At 64.1% G+C, this 17208-nt stretch carries 11 protein-coding genes; 7 read left to right on the forward strand and 4 right to left on the reverse strand.

Features of this window, described 5'->3' with window-relative positions; genetic code table 11:
• The first annotated feature begins 277 nt into the window (after positions 1 to 277).
• The 5 genes from BUS42_RS17030 (at position 278) to BUS42_RS17050 (ending at position 6683) form a co-directional block, all read left to right on the forward strand.
• Positions 278 to 811, forward strand: a complete 534-nt coding sequence (locus BUS42_RS17030; RefSeq protein ID WP_074308162.1) for a Crp/Fnr family transcriptional regulator — start codon at positions 278 to 280, stop codon at positions 809 to 811.
• Positions 812 to 1364: 553 nt separating this feature from the next.
• Positions 1365 to 2312: a PIG-L deacetylase family protein gene (locus BUS42_RS17035; protein ID WP_074308164.1), complete on the forward strand. Its 948-nt coding sequence runs from the start codon at positions 1365 to 1367 to the stop codon at positions 2310 to 2312.
• A 77-nt stretch (positions 2313 to 2389) separates the two neighbouring features.
• Positions 2390 to 3187: a glucosamine-6-phosphate deaminase gene (locus tag BUS42_RS17040; protein ID WP_074308166.1), complete on the forward strand. Its 798-nt coding sequence runs from the start codon at positions 2390 to 2392 to the stop codon at positions 3185 to 3187.
• Between the two features lie 1095 nt (positions 3188 to 4282).
• Positions 4283 to 5314 carry a DUF1559 domain-containing protein gene (locus tag BUS42_RS17045; protein ID WP_074311162.1) on the forward strand — a complete coding sequence of 344 codons (1032 nt, stop codon included), beginning with the start codon at positions 4283 to 4285 and terminating at the stop codon, positions 5312 to 5314.
• A 238-nt stretch (positions 5315 to 5552) separates the two neighbouring features.
• On the forward strand, positions 5553 to 6683 hold the full coding sequence (locus BUS42_RS17050) for a metallophosphoesterase family protein (protein ID WP_159452242.1): 1131 nt from the start codon (positions 5553 to 5555) through the stop codon (positions 6681 to 6683).
• Between the two features lie 659 nt (positions 6684 to 7342).
• Here the strand turns inward: BUS42_RS17050 and BUS42_RS17055 are convergent.
• Complete coding sequence (locus BUS42_RS17055) at positions 7343 to 8029, reverse strand: NifU family protein (RefSeq protein WP_074308170.1); 687 nt, start codon at positions 8027 to 8029, stop codon at positions 7343 to 7345.
• Between the two features lie 76 nt (positions 8030 to 8105).
• Complete coding sequence (locus tag BUS42_RS17060) at positions 8106 to 9992, reverse strand: pyrroloquinoline quinone-dependent dehydrogenase (protein WP_074308172.1); 1887 nt, start codon at positions 9990 to 9992, stop codon at positions 8106 to 8108.
• Positions 9993 to 10426: 434 nt separating this feature from the next.
• On the opposite strand from BUS42_RS17060, the gene BUS42_RS17065 reads away from it, so the two are divergent.
• The gene (locus BUS42_RS17065; RefSeq protein ID WP_074308174.1) at positions 10427 to 12532 is read left to right on the forward strand and encodes a sigma-70 family RNA polymerase sigma factor; all 2106 of its coding nucleotides are present in this window, start codon (positions 10427 to 10429) and stop codon (positions 12530 to 12532) included.
• A 244-nt stretch (positions 12533 to 12776) separates the two neighbouring features.
• Here the strand turns inward: BUS42_RS17065 and BUS42_RS17070 are convergent, their stop codons facing one another.
• Positions 12777 to 14348 (reverse strand): 2-isopropylmalate synthase, encoded by a 1572-nt coding sequence (locus BUS42_RS17070; RefSeq protein ID WP_074308175.1) that lies wholly within the window; start codon positions 14346 to 14348, stop codon positions 12777 to 12779.
• A 517-nt stretch (positions 14349 to 14865) separates the two neighbouring features.
• Between BUS42_RS17070 and BUS42_RS17075 the strand changes: the two genes are divergently transcribed.
• Entirely contained in the window at positions 14866 to 16092 is a 1227-nt protein-coding gene (locus BUS42_RS17075; protein WP_074308177.1) for a type II secretion system F family protein, read from the forward strand.
• Between the two features lie 295 nt (positions 16093 to 16387).
• On the opposite strand, the gene BUS42_RS17080 is transcribed toward BUS42_RS17075, so the two are convergent.
• On the reverse strand, positions 16388 to 17005 hold the full coding sequence (locus BUS42_RS17080) for a PEP-CTERM sorting domain-containing protein (protein ID WP_254053565.1): 618 nt from the start codon (positions 17003 to 17005) through the stop codon (positions 16388 to 16390).
• Between the last annotated feature and the right edge of the window lie 203 nt (positions 17006 to 17208).

The following is a 17208-nucleotide window of genomic DNA, read 5'->3' on the forward strand; positions in this document are numbered from 1 at the left end:
GTCCTCGTTCCACGAGGAATTCACAACCGGAAGATGACCGATCCCCTTGCATGTTGGTCATAGATCGGGCAGTCACGAAACGAACATCCGGCGAAATCCGGAAACAAGGAAGCCCGAGAAGCCGAGAATTCCATTTTTCGCTACAATCGTTCCAGACACCCAGGTTGGACCGTGTAAAATTCTAGGGAAAGAGGAGACGAGGTCGGACGACGTCTAGGGCGAGGGGTCGCTCTCGTCACGATCCGTCACCGATCCGAAAAAAAAAGGAGGCTCGACGATGGTCACGGCCGCCGTCGCCGAACAGTTCCTGGTGGCACCTTTGCTGGTCGACGTCGAGCTCGACGCAAAGCGTGCTTTGCTGGCGATGCTCGAGGAAAGCCACGCGCCCGCGGGCGCGGTCCTGCTCGAGCAAGGGGAGCCGAACGACCACCTCTCGTTTCTGATCGAGGGGAGCGCGGTGATCGAGCGAGCGCTTCCCGGAGGCCGCAAGGAGATCCTGGCCAACCTCCACGCCCCCGCCGTGTTCGGCACCACCTCGTTTTTCCGCCCCACCCCTCCGACCATCACCGTTCGCGCCTCCACCGACGTCTGCATCCTCACGATGGGCCATCCCGCGCACGATCTGCTTCGCCAGAACGATCCGCGCACGGCCGAATCCCTCGCCCTCGCGGTCGTCCGGGTCCTGGCCGAACGGTTCGACCTGCTCGACAAACGGGTTTCCGACTTCCTCGCCCAACATGCGGACGACCAACCCAAGACCACCGAGTGGTCCGGCTTCCGAGCCCGGCTGTTCGAGGATACGAACATCTAGCAACGAGGGCCAAAGAAAGCTCCACCGGCCCTGATTGTCGACCTGCCTCGATCGCCCGGAACTCCTCGGGATGCCCCCCTTGGAGTTCGGGTCCGGCCACCCGTTGCTTAGCTTCAGCCTTGCCGTCCCTCCGTTTGCGGGAGGCGACAACTTGCCCCATAATCCTCACACCTCCTACAACCCCAATCAGGCAGTGGCCGACGATCCGCGTCCAGTGCGGCCTGAAAGGATTGAAAGTGGGTCAACCCCACGGATCAGGTGAAATAGGTCAGGTTCCAAACCCGCCCTCATTCAGGGGATCGGACAAAGATTTCGAGCGACCGTGCCTTGGAGTTGACGGCATGGGACTTGCCCCCCACAATAGGATCAAGGGAGTTCATCATGGTTCGCCCTCGCGCGTGCATGTCCAGCCGGGTCCCTCCAGGCGACCGGGCAGCACGAGCTTAGACTTCCGATCCGATCGAGATCACCTTTCTTTGCGGCTTGAGCCGGGTGCTCGATGACGATCTGAGACGGAGCGAAGGGACAGTTCCGTCGGAGCATTTCTCAGGTCATGGCAAACACTCTGCTGTCCCCGGGCGGCACCCACTGGCAGCCCGATTTCGAACGATTGTTGAGCGCGGCAAAGGGTCGCGGCACTCATGGACACCTGAGCGATGTCCGCGAGTCGCTCCGGCAAGCGGTCGGCCGCGATCGGCCATTGGTAATGCTCTGCCCCCATGCCGACGACGGCGCGATCAGCGCGGCCTGCCTGCTGCATGAATATGCGGTGCGTCGCGGGTTGCCCGTGATCGAGGTGTTGGTCTTCGCGGGCGAGCGGAACGTCGCCGCTCCCTGGCTCAACGACCAGAAGAAGGTCACGGTTCGCGAGTCGGAGTTCCGGCTCGAGTGCAGCGTGCTCGGCGCCGAGGCGGTCTGCTGGGATCTCGAAGCCTACCGCACCCCCGGCTACCAGCCCTCGCCACGCGACATCGACAAGATCGTCGAGTGGTTCATCCAGCGCCGGCCCGGTGCGATCATCCTTCCTCCGGCGACCGACGCCCACGTGGCACACCGGATGACGCGGGCCTTGGCCTCCGTCGGCCTGGTTGGAGCCCAACTGAAAGACACGCTGGTCCTGACCGGCTGGACCCCCTGGGGCCCCTTGCCGCAGCCCAACGCCTATTTCAGCTATGACGGCGAGGCGGAACGCACCAAGGAATGGGCGATCCACTGCCATGCGTCTCAGGTCCTTCTGACCGACTACACCAAGTATTGCTCGCACCTGGGCCGGGCCTACGCCGCCTTGACCCGCGAGTGGGCCGAGGGGCACAGCCTGACCGGCCGCGCAGCCCGGACCGACGACCGCTTCATCGGTGTCGAACTCTTCCAGATCGAGAAGTACGACCCCGAGCTCGACGCCAACACCGCCGACCCGCTCCAGATCGCCCTTGGCCTCCTGGGCGGCCATGTCGCCCCTGCCACCGCCGCCGCCAAGCTCGCGATCCCCACCACCGTCTGACTTTGACTTTGCATTTGACCTAGTTTGTGCCGACCTGCCTGAGGCTTGGCCGCGGCCTTTTTGGAGTTCCCGCGTCGATGTCCGCTCCCGCCCGTGTTCTCGAATTGGCCAACGCCTCCGTCCTCGTCTTTCCCGATCGCGTGTCCGCCTGTCAAGTCGCAGCCGAACGAGTGGCTCACGCCCTCCGTTCGGCTGTGGCCACACGCGGACGGGCGGTCCTGGGCCTCGCCACCGGCTCAACCCCCGAGCCGATCTATGCACATCTCGTCGCCCTCCACCGCGAAGGAACGCTCTCCTTCGCCAACGTCTCCACCTACAACCTCGACGAATACTACCCAATCAGCCCACTCGACCCGAACAGTTACCGAGCCTACATGCATCGGCACCTGTTCCGTGCGGTCGACCTTCCGGCGAATCAGGCCCACGTGCTTGACGGAACCGTCCCCGCGTCGGCCGCGGCCGAGCACGCAGCGCAGTTCGACCGCTGGATCGCCGCCGACGGCGGCCTCGACTTCCAGCTCCTCGGGCTCGGCCGGAACGGCCACATCGGCTTCAACGAGCCGAGCGAACTTGCCGCCGAAGCGGCCATGCGCCTGCCCACCCGCCTGGTCGACCTCCACCCGGTCACCCTCGCCGATGCCGCCAAGGATTTCGGCGACGAGTCCCGCGTGATCTCTCGCGCTCTCACCGTCGGCGTGGCCCCAATCCTGGCCGCCCGCTCGATCTTGGTTGTCGCCTTCGGCCCCAACAAGGCCGAAGCCGTCGCCCAATCGCTCCGAGGTCCGATCACCGCGCAAGTTCCCGGCTCACTCCTGCAATCCGCCTCGGGCAAGGTCACCTGGATCCTCGACGAGGCAGCCGCAGGCGATATCTGAGGGCCGGCCAACCGGACTTCGAACCTGTGAGGATCAATCAGAGCGGCCTCCAGGTCGCTCTGATTCTCGACGATCGTCGCCCCACCGGTCGTCGCGAATCTCCTTTGGATCCCGATCCTTTCGGCCCAACAGGGCCTCGCCGCCGTCGGGACAGTCAGCGCCAGCCTGCGCGGCGAGCGGCCTGAAATTCTTGCGATGGACCAAGAAAGGCCAGAACAATCAAGGTCGGCCCGAACCGATCTTGCAACGGGCGTGCTGCCTCCCGGGTAACGCAGCCCCTGACGGCATCGATCGACGTCTCGACGAAGCAGAAACAGATCTACGAAGAGGCGCTCAAAGCCTTCGGATTCAAGTCCCTGCACTCACTGTCGCCAGTCGAGACCGAACAACTCTACAGCAACTACTCTTATAATGATACATGATTAAAAATACTGCAATCTTTACAATAAGCATAAATAACATACCAACAGAAGGGGGCTGCCTCCTCTCAACCCATTGCGGGACGGTGAGAGCATCCTGACCGCCCGCTCCTACCATCGGTTTACCGTCGGGTGACGCACGGAAATCATGGGGGCCAGGCGCTGACTCCATTGAGTCCCGGATCTCATGGCACTCAAGGAGTCAGAGGATTTCTTAGGTGGCCCGGACCGTAGGCGACCCGTGGGTAAAGCTGTAGCTCCTTGAATTCTTGGCGTCTTGGCGGCTCCTTCCTCTGCGCCGACGGTTCCTATGTGGGGTGAGTTGCCAATCCAAATCGTTGAGGAACACAAAGATCCCCTCAAACGAGCCTGAGTCTGAATAGTTTAAGGGGATATCGAGAAGCTTTGGTGAATCGGGCCGCAGGCGCCATAACTCGGACTTGATCCCCTCGTTCAAGACTCCGAATATCAATTCTCTTTGCACCAGAGGCATGGCTCAACGCGTCAACTCGCAGAGCGTGCCTTGCCAACCCCCTCACTCTTTTTCTATTCGATGCCTCCCTCGGATGCGATGAGGGAGGCATCGATCGGGGGCGTCCACGGGGGCTCCTGGAACGCTCCAGGGGCCATTGCCGTGGCGGTGCTCCAAGGTTTTGATCCAAAGGCAATGATGTTCATGAATCTTAATTCGACGCGTCCGGTCCGGACCTCTCGTCCCACCGGGTTCACTCTCATCGAGCTCCTCGTCGTCATCGCGATCATCGCCGTGCTGATTGCTCTGCTCCTACCCGCGGTTCAGGCGGCGCGCGAGGCGGCGCGGCGGATGCAGTGCACGAACAACCTCAAGCAAATCGGCCTGGCCATGCACAACTATGCGAGCTCGCTTGGCTCGCTTCCCTGGGGGTGCGGCCCCGCGAGCTACAACGACTGGTCGGCGCATGCACTGCTGCTGTCCTACGTCGAGCAGTCGAACCTGTACAATGCGATCAATTTCAGTTATGGGTTCACGAATCCGACGACCCCGCAGAACACGACGATCATCCAGTTTCAGCTCACGATGCTCCTCTGCCCCTCCGACACCAGCCGGCTCGATAATACGGCGGGGCACACCAACTACGCCGCTTGCGCCGGGTCGTCGCCGGGCTCGTTCTTCGCACGCAAGGCTTCAGCCGCGTTCGACGGCGTTTTCGGGGCGATGATCGGCAGCAACTCGGTGATCGGGTTCCAGCAGATCACCGATGGAACCAGCCAGACGGCGGCCTTCAGCGAGAAGCTCATGGGGATCGGCGGCTCGAATCAATCGCAGCTCGACACGCTTCGGCCGAGTGCCTCGATCGCGGGGGGTGTAACCGACCCGGCGACCAACGAGGCCCAGGTCCAGCCTTTCCGCGACGCATGCGTGGCCGTGGGGGTGCCCACCTCGGCCGCAAGCCTCACGAACAACTACTCGATGGGCAAGTATTGGCATTCGGGGCAGCCTGCCAACTCGCGTTACAACCACGTCATGCCGCCGAACAGTTGGAGCTGCGGTTATGGAGGCGCCTCGGGCGGCGGTGCGATGACGGCCGCGAGCCGCCATTCCGGCGTGGTTAACCTGCTGCTGTGCGACGGCTCGGTTCGCGCGATCAAGAGCACGATTGCGATCAACGCCTGGTGGGCGCTGGCAACGCGTGCCGGCGGCGAGGTCGTCTCGGCCGATCAGTATTAATCCTGGTGGCATGTCGGGAATTCATGGCTCTGTATTGGGGTGGCCGCGATGGCTTGCCACCGCGGCCACCCAGAAGATTAGAATCAACCGCGACCAAGTGCGCCGTGATGCATCTGGCAAACTCTTTGATCCTTGCTTGCTTGGGTTGAGCCGGGCGTGCCAACAGTGGCTCGGCCAGCCCGGCCGAGATTCAGGACTCGTCGGATAAGCCATTCAATCAATGGGAAAGTCGTTCAACATGAGTCACGAATTGACACGCCGCCGGTTCCAGGCCGCTGCGCTGGCCTTCGCAATGGGGGCTGCCAGCCGCACCGGGTATTCGGCCGGGAAGAGGCCAGCTCGCCCGTTCTCCTTCCTCGCGCTGGGGGATCTGCATTTCGACCGTCCGGAAGACCACGACCACGACTGGCTCCGTCGCGAACATCCCAACGACGTGGCCCAGGTGGAGAACTACAGTCAGATCACCCGGGAGGTCCTTCCCCGGCTTTTCGCCGAGCTCCGCCAGGTCGCCGCCGGGTCCAAGGTGCCGATGACTCGGGCGGTCCAACTCGGTGACCTGATCGAGGGGATGTGCGGTTCGCTCGATCTCGCAACCCGGCAGTGCGAAGGGGCCGCGGCCTTCCTTCGTGACGCGGGGCTCGGCGTTCCGTTCCTGGCCGTCAAAGGCAACCACGAGATCCAAGGACCCGGTGCGGTCGACGCCTATCAGCGGGTCCTTCTCCCCTTCGTGGCCGACCAGGCCAAGCAGAAGCTCGAGGCCGCCTCATTCACCGTCGAGCACGAAGAAGCGTTGTTCGTGTTCCTCGATGCGTACGCCCCGGACTCGCTCTCCTGGTTGGAGCGGACCTTGGCGACTCGCGAGGGGCGACAGGCTTTTGTCCTGCTCCACCCACCGGTCGTCCCGTTCGGAGCCCGCTCGCTCTGGCACCTCGACGCCAAACCCGAAGCCGAGGCGCGGCGAAAAAAACGGCTCAACCTCCTCGGCGCCCATCGGGCCATCGTCCTGTGCGGTCACCTGCACCGGTACGGCCTCGTGGTCCGCGAGACGGAGACCGGCCGCTTCCTCCAATTGGCCCTCAACAGTGTCATCCCGAAGCCCGACGCTGGCGTCCGCGACCATGTGGAGGGTGTGGACCGCTTCGGTCCCGATCTCGTCGCGCTGGAGCCGAAGTTCAGCCCGACCACCGACTCCCAACGCCGCGAAGCACTCCGGGCCGAAGCCCCCTTCATCAAGCACTTCGAGCACGCGGACGCCCCGGGTTATGCCCTCATCACCGTCGCCGGCCCGGAAATCCGGGCCGACCTTTATGTCGGCCTCGGCCAGCGGCTCTGGAAGAGCCTGGACCTGAAGTCCCTCTTATCCGGCTGAAAGCAAGCCCGCAGGTCCGAGGGGTAGCCAAACGGCGACGCTCTCCCTGCCCGATCGCCCGCGCTACCCCTGGTATTGTTCCGAAGGACGAGCCCGACTCACTATCTGTTGCATGCGCCTTTAAACAAAAGGCGTAGTGATCCGTGCCTGTCCTTCGGGGTAATCGGGTGAAATCTTGGGCTTATACGTGGTGCCTCCGGCAGGTCCTTTGATCGTGCTTGGGTGAGCTGGCAATTCCAACAGTCGCTCGTCCGGCCCGGCCGAGACCCCGGCCTGCCTGCATCCATTCGCATACTAACAACCCGCACTTTTCGGCCTTTTTTTAACCCTCTTGTCTCGGAGAATGCTCTGCTAAGGCTTGTGTCCGTCAAAGAAATTTTGTCAACCTCGTTTTAACCAGTCGATTCGCCTTCAGTCGGGTCAGCCAGAACCAACCGTGCCCGCGGACCGCCTTGAGATTTTTCCAGGCTGGAATACCATCCGTCGAACAGGACGCATCACGGGGCAAAACCACGCGTTTTGGCCCGATTGAGCATGGCGAGGATCGACGCCTCGGCACTTCGACAAAGACATGCAAGTCATCATTAACACAACGCAGCAATCATGCAATATAGTGGGCCGTGCCCACCCTACGAAAAAACCATCGCAAACGCGAGCGTTCATTTTTTGATAACAAACGGACTGGAACCGCGGGCTTGATAGGGCCTCGCTCCCGCGGCGTGATTCGTCAGGTCATGAATCCGCCCGATCTCCGGCACGGCCTCGCGAATCACCGCATCGACGCCATGCCTCAAGGTGACGTCGGCGAGGCCGCAACCCTGGCAACCTCCCGACATCCGTAGATACACGACGTTGTCGATTAGATCGACAAGGTCGACTCCGCCGCCGTGACTCGCCACCACGGGGTTAACCTGCTCCTCGAGCACGTCACGCACCCGCTGGCGAAGCTGCTCGGTCGTGGGCATTGAGGCGATCAAGGCAGGTGCGAACGCAACCTGCCCCGAATCGAGGTGAGAGCGGAGAACCTTGGCCACCCCTTTTCCCAGGGTCTTCCAATCGACAGGGGCACGCGCGGAGGGGTCGCCAAGGACACGTCGGACCAACCGCACGTAGGGGCCCACCAGCGGCAGGCCCGGGTCACCCGACCGCGTGACCACGAGCAAGTCGTGAGCGACCAGCACCGCAGAGACTCCCTCAACCGCGAACAAGGCTTCGACCAAGGGAGAGCCTTGCGCGGAGTTGAGGTCGGCCGCGTATGCCCATTGATTGGGCGCGATCGGGCGGCTCACGAGGAAGACGCAACGCGGGCCGGTCAAGGGTTCCGCCGTGATCGCGATTTCAGGCATAAGACCCACTCTCACTCACTCCACGTCCTGGGTTGGGCCCACCCTTTGATTGTACCCGGCCTCGGCCCGAGGAAGCTCATTCCGCCTCTTGCAAGCTGAACGCCACGAACGCATCGCCCGCCTTCGTCCGGAGTTTCCCAGCGCCTCCGGCCGCGATCACGAGATACTGACGGCCGTTCACCTGATAGGTCGACGGGGTCGCGTAGCCTCCGGCCGGGAGCGGGTGTTCCCAGAGCAGACGGCCGGTCTGCTTGTCGAAGGCGTGAATCCGTTCATCCTTGGTGCCAGCAATGAACACCAGGCCCCCCGCGGTCACGATCGAGCCACCGAAGGTTTCCGTACCGGTGCGCGGAATGCCGCGCGCGGTCAGCTCGACGTGTTCGCCGAGGGGGACCTGCCAGGCGAAGTCCCCCGTGTTGAGGTTGATCGCGCTCAAGACTCCCCAGGGGGGCTTGATCGCCGGGTAGCCCTCGTGGTCGTGAAACGGAAGGTAGCCCGTGTGCTCGTAAGGGCCGTACCTCGGGGTGTCGCCCGGCTTGCCTTCAACAAGTGCGATAATGTTGGGAACGTTGTTTGAATTCACGTAGAGCAAGCCGGTCGTCGGGTCGAATGAGGCCCCGGACCAGTTCGCGCCGCCGTGGAAGCCGGGGATGACGACGGTTCCTTGAAGGCTGGGCGGGTTGAAGGCCGGCCCCCCTCGGATCGTGCGCAAGCGGGCGAGAACCGAGGCGCGGTTGGCTTCGCCGATGTTGGTGATGTTCGTCTCATCAAGGAACTGGGCGGCAAACGACGGCGGCTTGACCGGGATCGGCTGCGTCGTCGCCGCCAGTTCTCCGGGGATGTCCGAGGTGGGGACGGGTTGCTCCTTGACGTCGAAGAGCGGCTTGCCCGTTTCGCGGTCGAACAGGAAGACATGGCCCGTCTTCGTCACCTGCGCTACGGCATCGATCGGCTTGCCACCGTGCGTGACCGTGACCAGGTTGGGATAGACCGGCAGGTCGTGATCCCAGAGGTCATGACGCAAGGTCTGATAGTGCCAAACCCGCTTGCCCGTCTTGGCGTCGAGCGCCAGCGTGCAGTTGGCGAACAGATTGTCGCCCTGCCGGTCGCCGCCGTAGAAGTCGAAGGCCGCCGACCCGAGCCCGGCGAAGACCAGGCCGCGATCCGGGTCCACGCTGAACCCGCCCCAGGCGTTCGCTGCCCCTCGCCCCTTCCAGGATTCGCCCTTCCAGGTCGCGTGTCCGAACTCGCCCGGCTGGGGCACGGTGTGGAACCGCCAGACCTGCTCGCCGGTCCGGACGTCGAACGCCCGGATATCCCCCGGCGCGGCAATCCCGGGGCCTTCACCACACGAGACCCCGACGATGATCAAATTCTTCCAGAGGGCCGGAGCCGACGTCGGTCCATAGCCAAGCTTGGCGACACTCGGGTCGAGTTCCTTGCGGAGGTTGCGGATCCCGCCGTCGGCAAACTTCGGGTCGAGCTGGCCAGTCTTCGCGTCCAGCGAAAACAGGCGCCCGTCCGCCGTGCCATGAATAATCCGCCGCGCGCCGTCGGGCTGGCCGTCGGACCAGTACGCACAGCCCCGGTTGACGCCGCCGGACGTCGGCTGGTGCTCGAACGGATGATCCTTGAGGGGGTCGAACTGCCAGAGTTCCTTGCCGGTCGCGGCGTCTAGGGCCACGACCCGGAGATACCCGGTGACGACGTACATCACGCCATCGATCACGATCGGCGTGCATTCGATGGTCTTGCCGGTGCGGCCTTCGAGCTCCCGCGTGTGATACGTCCAGATCGGTTTGAGCCGACTCACGTTTTCACGGTTGATCTGGTCGAGCTTCGAGTACCGCGTGGCACCGGGGTCATTCCCCACCCGCGGCCAGTCGACGCTTTGCGGAGACTGGCCGACAGCATGGCTGGTCAATCCCAGCAAACAAATCAAGACGCTTCCATGTAAATGCATTACACATACCCCGGATTGAATGGCGAGGAACGACCCCCCAGTATACCCCCGGAGAGCACGGGAAAGGAGAACCAGGCCGGCACTCGGCGGCATAACCGTGGGACCACAGTGGCGGTGGCTTCTCGGTCCTCCCAAGCCTGGTGTCATCGTCAGCTCTGAAACCGAGAGTGCCCCGCTCGCACTGGAATCAAATTGCGGGCGGGAGGGGCGTGACCCTCGCCTCAGGAAGACAGGGAGCTCACGCTTTCATGCCGACACCTGGTGTTCCCTGGGACGGCGGGCGGAGCGCCCGACCCGTGGCAGGGCGGAAAACCCGGCAACGTGACGACAGGGCTCCGTTTTTTTCCTGAATTTTGCACGCGCGGGAACCCCCGCGGCCATTACTTTAGGAAAGGGTGGCCGTCTGAACTCTGCGAGCGAAATAGGATTGAGTCGTGGCGCAAGAATCCGCAAGAAAAGCCCAGCAACAACTCGGCACGCTCTTCACGAGCGGAGCAATCGGCGGGCTGAGCGACGATGAGTTGCTGAGGCGGTTCCTGCGTCAGAGCGGTTGCGACGCCGAGGCCGCGTTCCAGGTGTTGGTGGAGCGCCACGGGCCAATGGTCATGGGGGTCTGTCGGCGGATGCTCTCCGACTACCATGCCGCGGAAGATGCCTTCCAGGCGACTTTCCTCGTCCTGGCTCGACGGGCGGACGCCGCCTCTCGGCAGGAGCGGCTGGCGAACTGGCTCTATGGCGTCGCCGTCCGCGCGGCGAAGGAGTTAAGGCGGTCCGAGGCGAGGCGGCAGGCGAGAGAGCGGGCATCAGTGGACCCGCACCGGGCTGAGCTCGCGACCGACCAAGGGCCCGGTCAGGTCGATTTGCACTCGGTGCTCGACGAGGAATTGAGCCGCCTGCCCGGGCGATACCGCGCCGCGCTGGTGGCCTGCGAACTGGAGGGGCTGTCGCGGCGGGAGGCGGCAGTTCAGCTTGGGGTGCCGGAGGGGACGCTTTCAAGCCATTTGATGCGAGGCCGAAAGCTCTTGCGGGAGCGACTCGGACGTCGTGGTTTCGGTGCGACAGCCTGGTCGTTGGGAGGGCTCGCTCACGAGGGTGGGTGGAGTTCGGTCCCGGTCTCGGGCATGTTGACCAGGTCCTCGGTTCGGACGGCGCTGGGCGTACTCTCCGGAGATGTCGGGAGTGTTCCGACATCTGTTGACCTGCTGATAAACTCCATGTGGAGGACAAAGCTCGTGAGCAAGTTAGTCATGGCCGTCGGGACCGGCGTTTCGCTCGGAGTCCTGGCGTTGGTCGGGGTGGTGCTGGCGCAGACCGATCAAGGTTCCGAGCCGCACACGCCTCCGCCCAGGGTGACGGCGAATCCCCCCAAGCCGCCGCGTGTCTCCTCGTCGATCGAGGGTGACAACCTGCGGATGAACGTCGAAGTTCCTCTCGACCTGGTCGTTCCCGACACGTTGATCCTCCGAGGGCAAGGCCGGGAAGTCGAGATTTCCGTCGGGCCGCGGTTGCTCCGGTCGATGGAGGGGCATACCGGGTCGGTCTTTTCGGTGGCGTTCTCTCCCGATGGCACGAAAATCCTCTCGGGGAGCGGCTGGCCTTGGGGCGATCGGACGCTCCGGCTCTGGGACGTGGCCAGCGGGGTGGAGATCCGCCGGTTCCTGACGGCGACCGACGATCCCGGAGCCGAGACCCACGGCCCGCGCGAAGTACCGGGCGAAGTGCATAGTCTCGCGTTCACCCCGGATGGCCGCCAGGCCCTCTCCGGTGGCACCGGCGGCATCGTTCAACTCTGGGACCTGGAGACCGGCAAGGAAATCCGCCGCCTCTCAGGGCACACCGGTACAATCTACGAACTAGCGATCTCACCTGACGGCCGACGCGCCCTGACGGCGAGCCGGGACAAGACGGCCCGACTCTGGGACCTGGCCAGCGGCCGGGAGATCCATGTCCTCAAGGGCCACACCAACTGGGTCCGCTCGGTCGCCTTCTCGCCCGACGGCCGTCGCGCATTGACCGGGTCCGGCCCGAAGGACCATACGATGCGGCTCTGGGACCTTGAAACGGGCGGTCAGTTGAAGTCACTCGAGCAGGCCGGGATCGTGCGCGGCCTGGCCTTCACCCCGGATGGCGTCCACGCGATCGCGGGAATCAACCCTGAGCTTCCCGACGTCCCCGGCGCGATCCACCTCTGGGACCTCGATCGCGGTGTCGAGGTCCGTCGGTTCGACGGGCATGGATTCGCAGTGACCAGCATCGCGATGGCCCCCGATGGCCGGCAGTTCCTGTCGACGAGTTACGACCGCACAATTCGGCTTTGGGACATCGCCAGCGGCCGCGAACTCTACCGGCTGACCGGCCATCAGGAATGGGTCTGGACCGTCGCGTACAGCCCCCGCGGCGACCTCGCCGTCTCGGGCGGCGGAGCGTCCGGCGGCGCCCAGACCGTCGCCCCAGGCCACGACTTCGCGCTGCGGTTGTGGGACCTCACGGGCAAGGCCGAGATCAAGACCGCGGTGCCCTCCCTCCCCGGCCGACCTTAATCGCGTGCCGCTTTCCATGCAGACTCATGAATCCCATTGGCAAGCGACAATGACGCCGATAGGTTTGACCGTCCCGGCAGGACACACCTGAAGTGAAGTCGGTGGCCTTCAGGGCGGCCCTCCGCTGGGGTAGCAAGACAAAGGGTCAGGAGGCGATGCAATTCATCGGCTCCTGACCCTGACAATTGCTCAAGCGAACAGAGCATCACTCTCGCAGACTAACGACCGAGGCCCAAGCTGACGCTCAGGCCCCTGCCCCGGGGCGGCCGATGACCTCGCGGGGGTGGTCACGTTCGCGGCGGGTGGCGATGGCGTTGACGGCGTTCAGATAGGCTTCGGCCGAAGCCTCGATAATGTCGGTCGAGGCCGCGCGGCCGCGGAACGTGCGGTCGTCGCTCTCGACTTCGAGTTCCAGCGACACTTCGCCCTGGGCGTCCTTGCCTCCGGTGACGCCCCGGACGCCGAATTCGCGGAGGTTGGCCGTGATTCCGGTCACGCGCTCGACCGCCTTGAAAATGGCGTCGACGGGGCCGTCGCCAATCGCGGCGTCCTGAACGAGCTGGCCGTCGGGCCGGCGAATGCAGACGGTGGCCGTCGGGGTCACACTGGTCCCGGCCGTGGTGTGCAGGCTGACCAAGGTCCAGTGCGCGGCAACGTCCTGAATGTGCTTCTCGATCAGGACGACCAAGTCCTCGTCGTACACTTCCTTTTTCTTGTCGGCCAGCGTCTTGAAGTCTTCGAACAAGATCTCGAGCTGGTCTTCGTTCAGGTGGTAGCCCAGCTCGGTCACCCGGTCGCGGAGGGCGTGGCGGCCCGAGTGCTTGCCCAGCACGAGGTCGGTCTTGGGGACCCCGACCTCCTCGGGACGCATAATTTCATAAGTTGACCGCTCCTTGAGCATGCCGTCCTGGTGGATCCCCGCCTCGTGCGCGAACGCGTTGCGGCCGACGATCGCCTTGTTGCGCTGAACGGTCAGGCCGGTGATCGTCGAGACCATCCGGCTGACCGGGTAGAGCCGCTCGGTCTTGATGCCGGTGGTCAGGCCGTAGTAGTCGGCCCGCGTCTTCAACGCCATCACGATTTCCTCGAGCGCGGCGTTCCCAGCGCGTTCGCCGATGCCGTTGATCGTGCACTCGACCTGGCGGGCTCCGACCTCACAGGCGGCCAGGCTATTGGCGACGGCCAGGCCGAGGTCGTTGTGGCAGTGAACGCTGATCACGGCCTGGCCGATGTTGGGAACGCGTTCGCGGAGGGCGGTGATGACGGCCGCGTACTGGGTGGGTGTGGCATAGCCCACGGTATCGGGGATGTTGACGGTGGTCGCGCCGGCGGCGATGGCGGCTTCGACCACTTCACAGAGGAAGTCCACCTCGGTCCGCGCGGCATCCTCGGGGCTGAATTCGACATCGCTACAGTACCCCTTGGCGCGGCGAACGCTGGCCACCGCGCGTTCGACGACCTGCTCGCGGGTCATTTTGAGCTTGTGCTCGCGATGGATCGCCGAGGTCGCCAGGAAGACATGGATTCGGGGACTCTGGGCGTACTGCAAGGCCTCCCAGGCGCGGTCGATATCCCGATCGTTGCACCGGGCCAGCCCGCAGACGGTGGTACCCGCCACCTCGGCGGCGACGGCGCGGACCGCCTCGAAGTCCCCTTGGGAGGCGATCGGGAACCCCGCCTCGATAATGTCGACTCCGAGCGCGGCCAGGGCACGGGCCACTTCCACCTTCTCAACGATGTTCATGCTCGCGCCGGGGGATTGCTCGCCGTCACGCAAGGTCGTGTCGAAGATCCGGATTCGATTCGCGTCAGCCATGGCTGTAGCTCTTCCTGCTTAAGATTGGTGAAGAAACGGAGTTCGCAGGCAAAGGACGCATCGACCGGGAGAAACGGAGAAAGCCCCGAGACTCGCCGGCCAGGGGCGGGTCTCGGGGCTTCGTAGGTCACGCGAGAGGCGTTGCGGCGACGAACCCTAAGACTCCACCCGGCCAAGTCGAAGGCCAAGAATTCGTTGAAGTCGTAGTGTCGTCGTCAAGGATCGCATCCAGGGAGGCTCCGGGCGCATCCGCCTATCGTCCATCTGGTCCCAATCATATCGCCGGTACCGGGGCGAGGTCAATGGTCACATCGGCCCGACCCGCAAGATTGGCTCGCCGCCCGGCCGCAGTCCGGGGAATTAAGCGGGTTTCAAACGAGGGAGTCTCCCACCGGCACACTCCCCGTCGCGATGACGCCGCCTCCGTCTTGCACCCAGCCCATGACAACTGTCTAATGAATCAAGAGACAGTTGTCGGAGAAATTGTCGAAGTCGAGTGAGAAAAGGAGTCGCCGAGATGGAGAGCGAGCACGGCCTCCGAGCCAACGGAGCCGAGAGTGGAAGCGTGTCGTTCGGAGACGACCGACTTCTTGCGGGCTTGGTGATCGCGGTCTTGCTCTGCCTGATTTTGGGCGCGGGGTTGCTGGCGCTTCGGGATCCGTTGGCGGCGGTCATCGTGCTGACGTCGGCGGCCCTGGCCGTGGCTGGCCTGACGGTGGTCGCGAGCCGGTGGGAGAGCCAGCGCGACAGCTTGCTCCAGACCTTGGCGATCGCCGTGGAACAGGGGATGCCGTTGGCGGCGGCGATCGAGGCGTTGGGAGATGCGCACCGCGGCCGATCGAGGCGGCGGCTCCTGGCCCTGACGCGTTACCTCCAGGAGGGGGCTCCGCTCCCCCAGGCCCTGGTCTTGGTGCCGGGGGTCTTGCCGCGCGACGCGGAGCTCTCGATCGGCGTGGGCTGGGCGTCCGACCGACTGGCGGGGGCGCTCCGCGAGGCGGCCGACCCGAAAACGCCCGAGCGGGTCCTCCGGGCCAGCTTCATCCCCCGGATCGCCTATCTCGTGACCCTTCTTTTATTCATGAAATTCATTCTATTTTTTGTTCTTTATTTCATTTTCCCCAAATTCGAGGCCATCTTCGCCGACTTCGGAATCGGTCTGCCCCGGTTCACGGTGGGTGTCATCCTGACGAGCCATTTCTTCATGAGATGGGGCTGGCCGCTCCTCGTGTTGATGACGGTTTGCGAATTGACGGTGGCGGTAATTTTGCCGCTTTCCTTGACGGGTTGGTTGGAGCCCAACGTCTTCTGGCTCGACCGCTTGTTCCGGTCGCGGCACACCGCGCCGGTGCTCCGGTCCCTGGCCTGGGTGGTGGAGGGGGGAAAGTCGCTCTCCGCGGGGATCGCGATCCTGATTCGGTTTTCTCCCCCGGGGTGGGTGCGGAACCGGCTGACGCTGACGCTCCAAGACCTCAGCCACGGGACCGAGTGTTGGGAGTCGCTACGGAACCGAGGGCTGATCGGTCCGGCCGACGCGGCGATCCTGGAATCGGCCAGCCGGGTCGGCAACTTGCCCTGGGCCTTGAGAGAGACGGCCGCCGGAGCCGCGCGACGGTCTTCGCTCCGCCTTGAGGGGTGGATCCAGGTCCTCTCCGCGCTGGTCTATCTGGCCTTGGGCGTCTTGGTGGTCGTTGTGGCCGCCGCGTTCTTCACGCCCCTGATCACGCTCATCGAAAAGCTCGCCTGATCCACGAGCGAAGAAGCCATCACCTAAAACTAAGAACGTGTAACAATCCCTGCGGGGCGAGCGGGGCGCCTGCGAGTCCAGGGACCAACAGATATCGGCCTTGCTGAGGGGACAGGGAGCGATCCGCTCCCCGCTCGCCTTTCAGGCGAGCGCAAGCTCAGAAGGTCAACGCAATCAGCCCCGGGAAGAAGGCAGTCGGTTGGACTGCGTCTTCTTCCCGGGGCTGGGATCGTTCTCGTCGTCACCGGCCACGACTCAGGAGCGGACTGCTCACTGGTTGTTCACGCGGTGTTGTTCAGCGAGACAAAGCTTTGCGATTTCGGCGGGCCAAGCCCACTCCGGCGAGACCGATCGCGAAGATGGCGAGGGTGCTCGGCTCGGGGACTTCCTGGCCGGCCAGCAAGGGGCCGACATAGGCGAACAACTGAGTCGAGCCACCATTGACGCCCTGGGGGGCGAGTTGCACGGGGCCGATCATCTGGAAGTTGCTCAGCGTGAACGGCAAGGGGGTGCTGCCGGCCTGGGTGATCGAGGTGAACGAGAGGAGGACGTCCGAGAACACATTCCCGGTGATCGTTCCGTTCAGCACGCCGGTGACGGCAACGTTGCTCCACGGGAAGGTTCCGCCGGGTCCGGTCGGGAACGCAACGTTGAGCGAGAACGGGACGGCGTTGATCACCTGGGTCGTGCCTTCGGGCAAGCTGGCGATATGCAGGCTTCCCAGGTTGATGACGCCCGGGGTCAGCACACCACCGGAGTTCCCGGTGAAGCTCAGGGAGCCGGCGCCGGCGCCGATGAACCCGGTCGTGCCGTAGGAAAGGGGTTGCGAGATGGGGGACGCCTCGGTCGTCGTGGCGATCCATCCGCCGAGCGTCAGAGCCAACATCAGGGTGTGAAGTCTGGACAGTCGCAAGGTGAAACTCCTGGAAATCCGATGTTCAAATAGGGTCGGAAACACGTGATGCGAACGCCCGCAAGAGGGGGTCGATCGCAAGGACTGGCTTGCCTGAACGGCGCCCCACGCGGGGCCGGCGGGCCAAGTCCAGTCCGCCCTGCTGCGCCGTGGTTACGGCGGGCGTGGCGGGGTCAGCGACGGCATTCCTCCTGCTAAAACGG

Source organism: Singulisphaera sp. GP187 (assembly GCF_900129635.1).
GTDB lineage: Bacteria > Planctomycetota > Planctomycetia > Isosphaerales > Isosphaeraceae > Singulisphaera.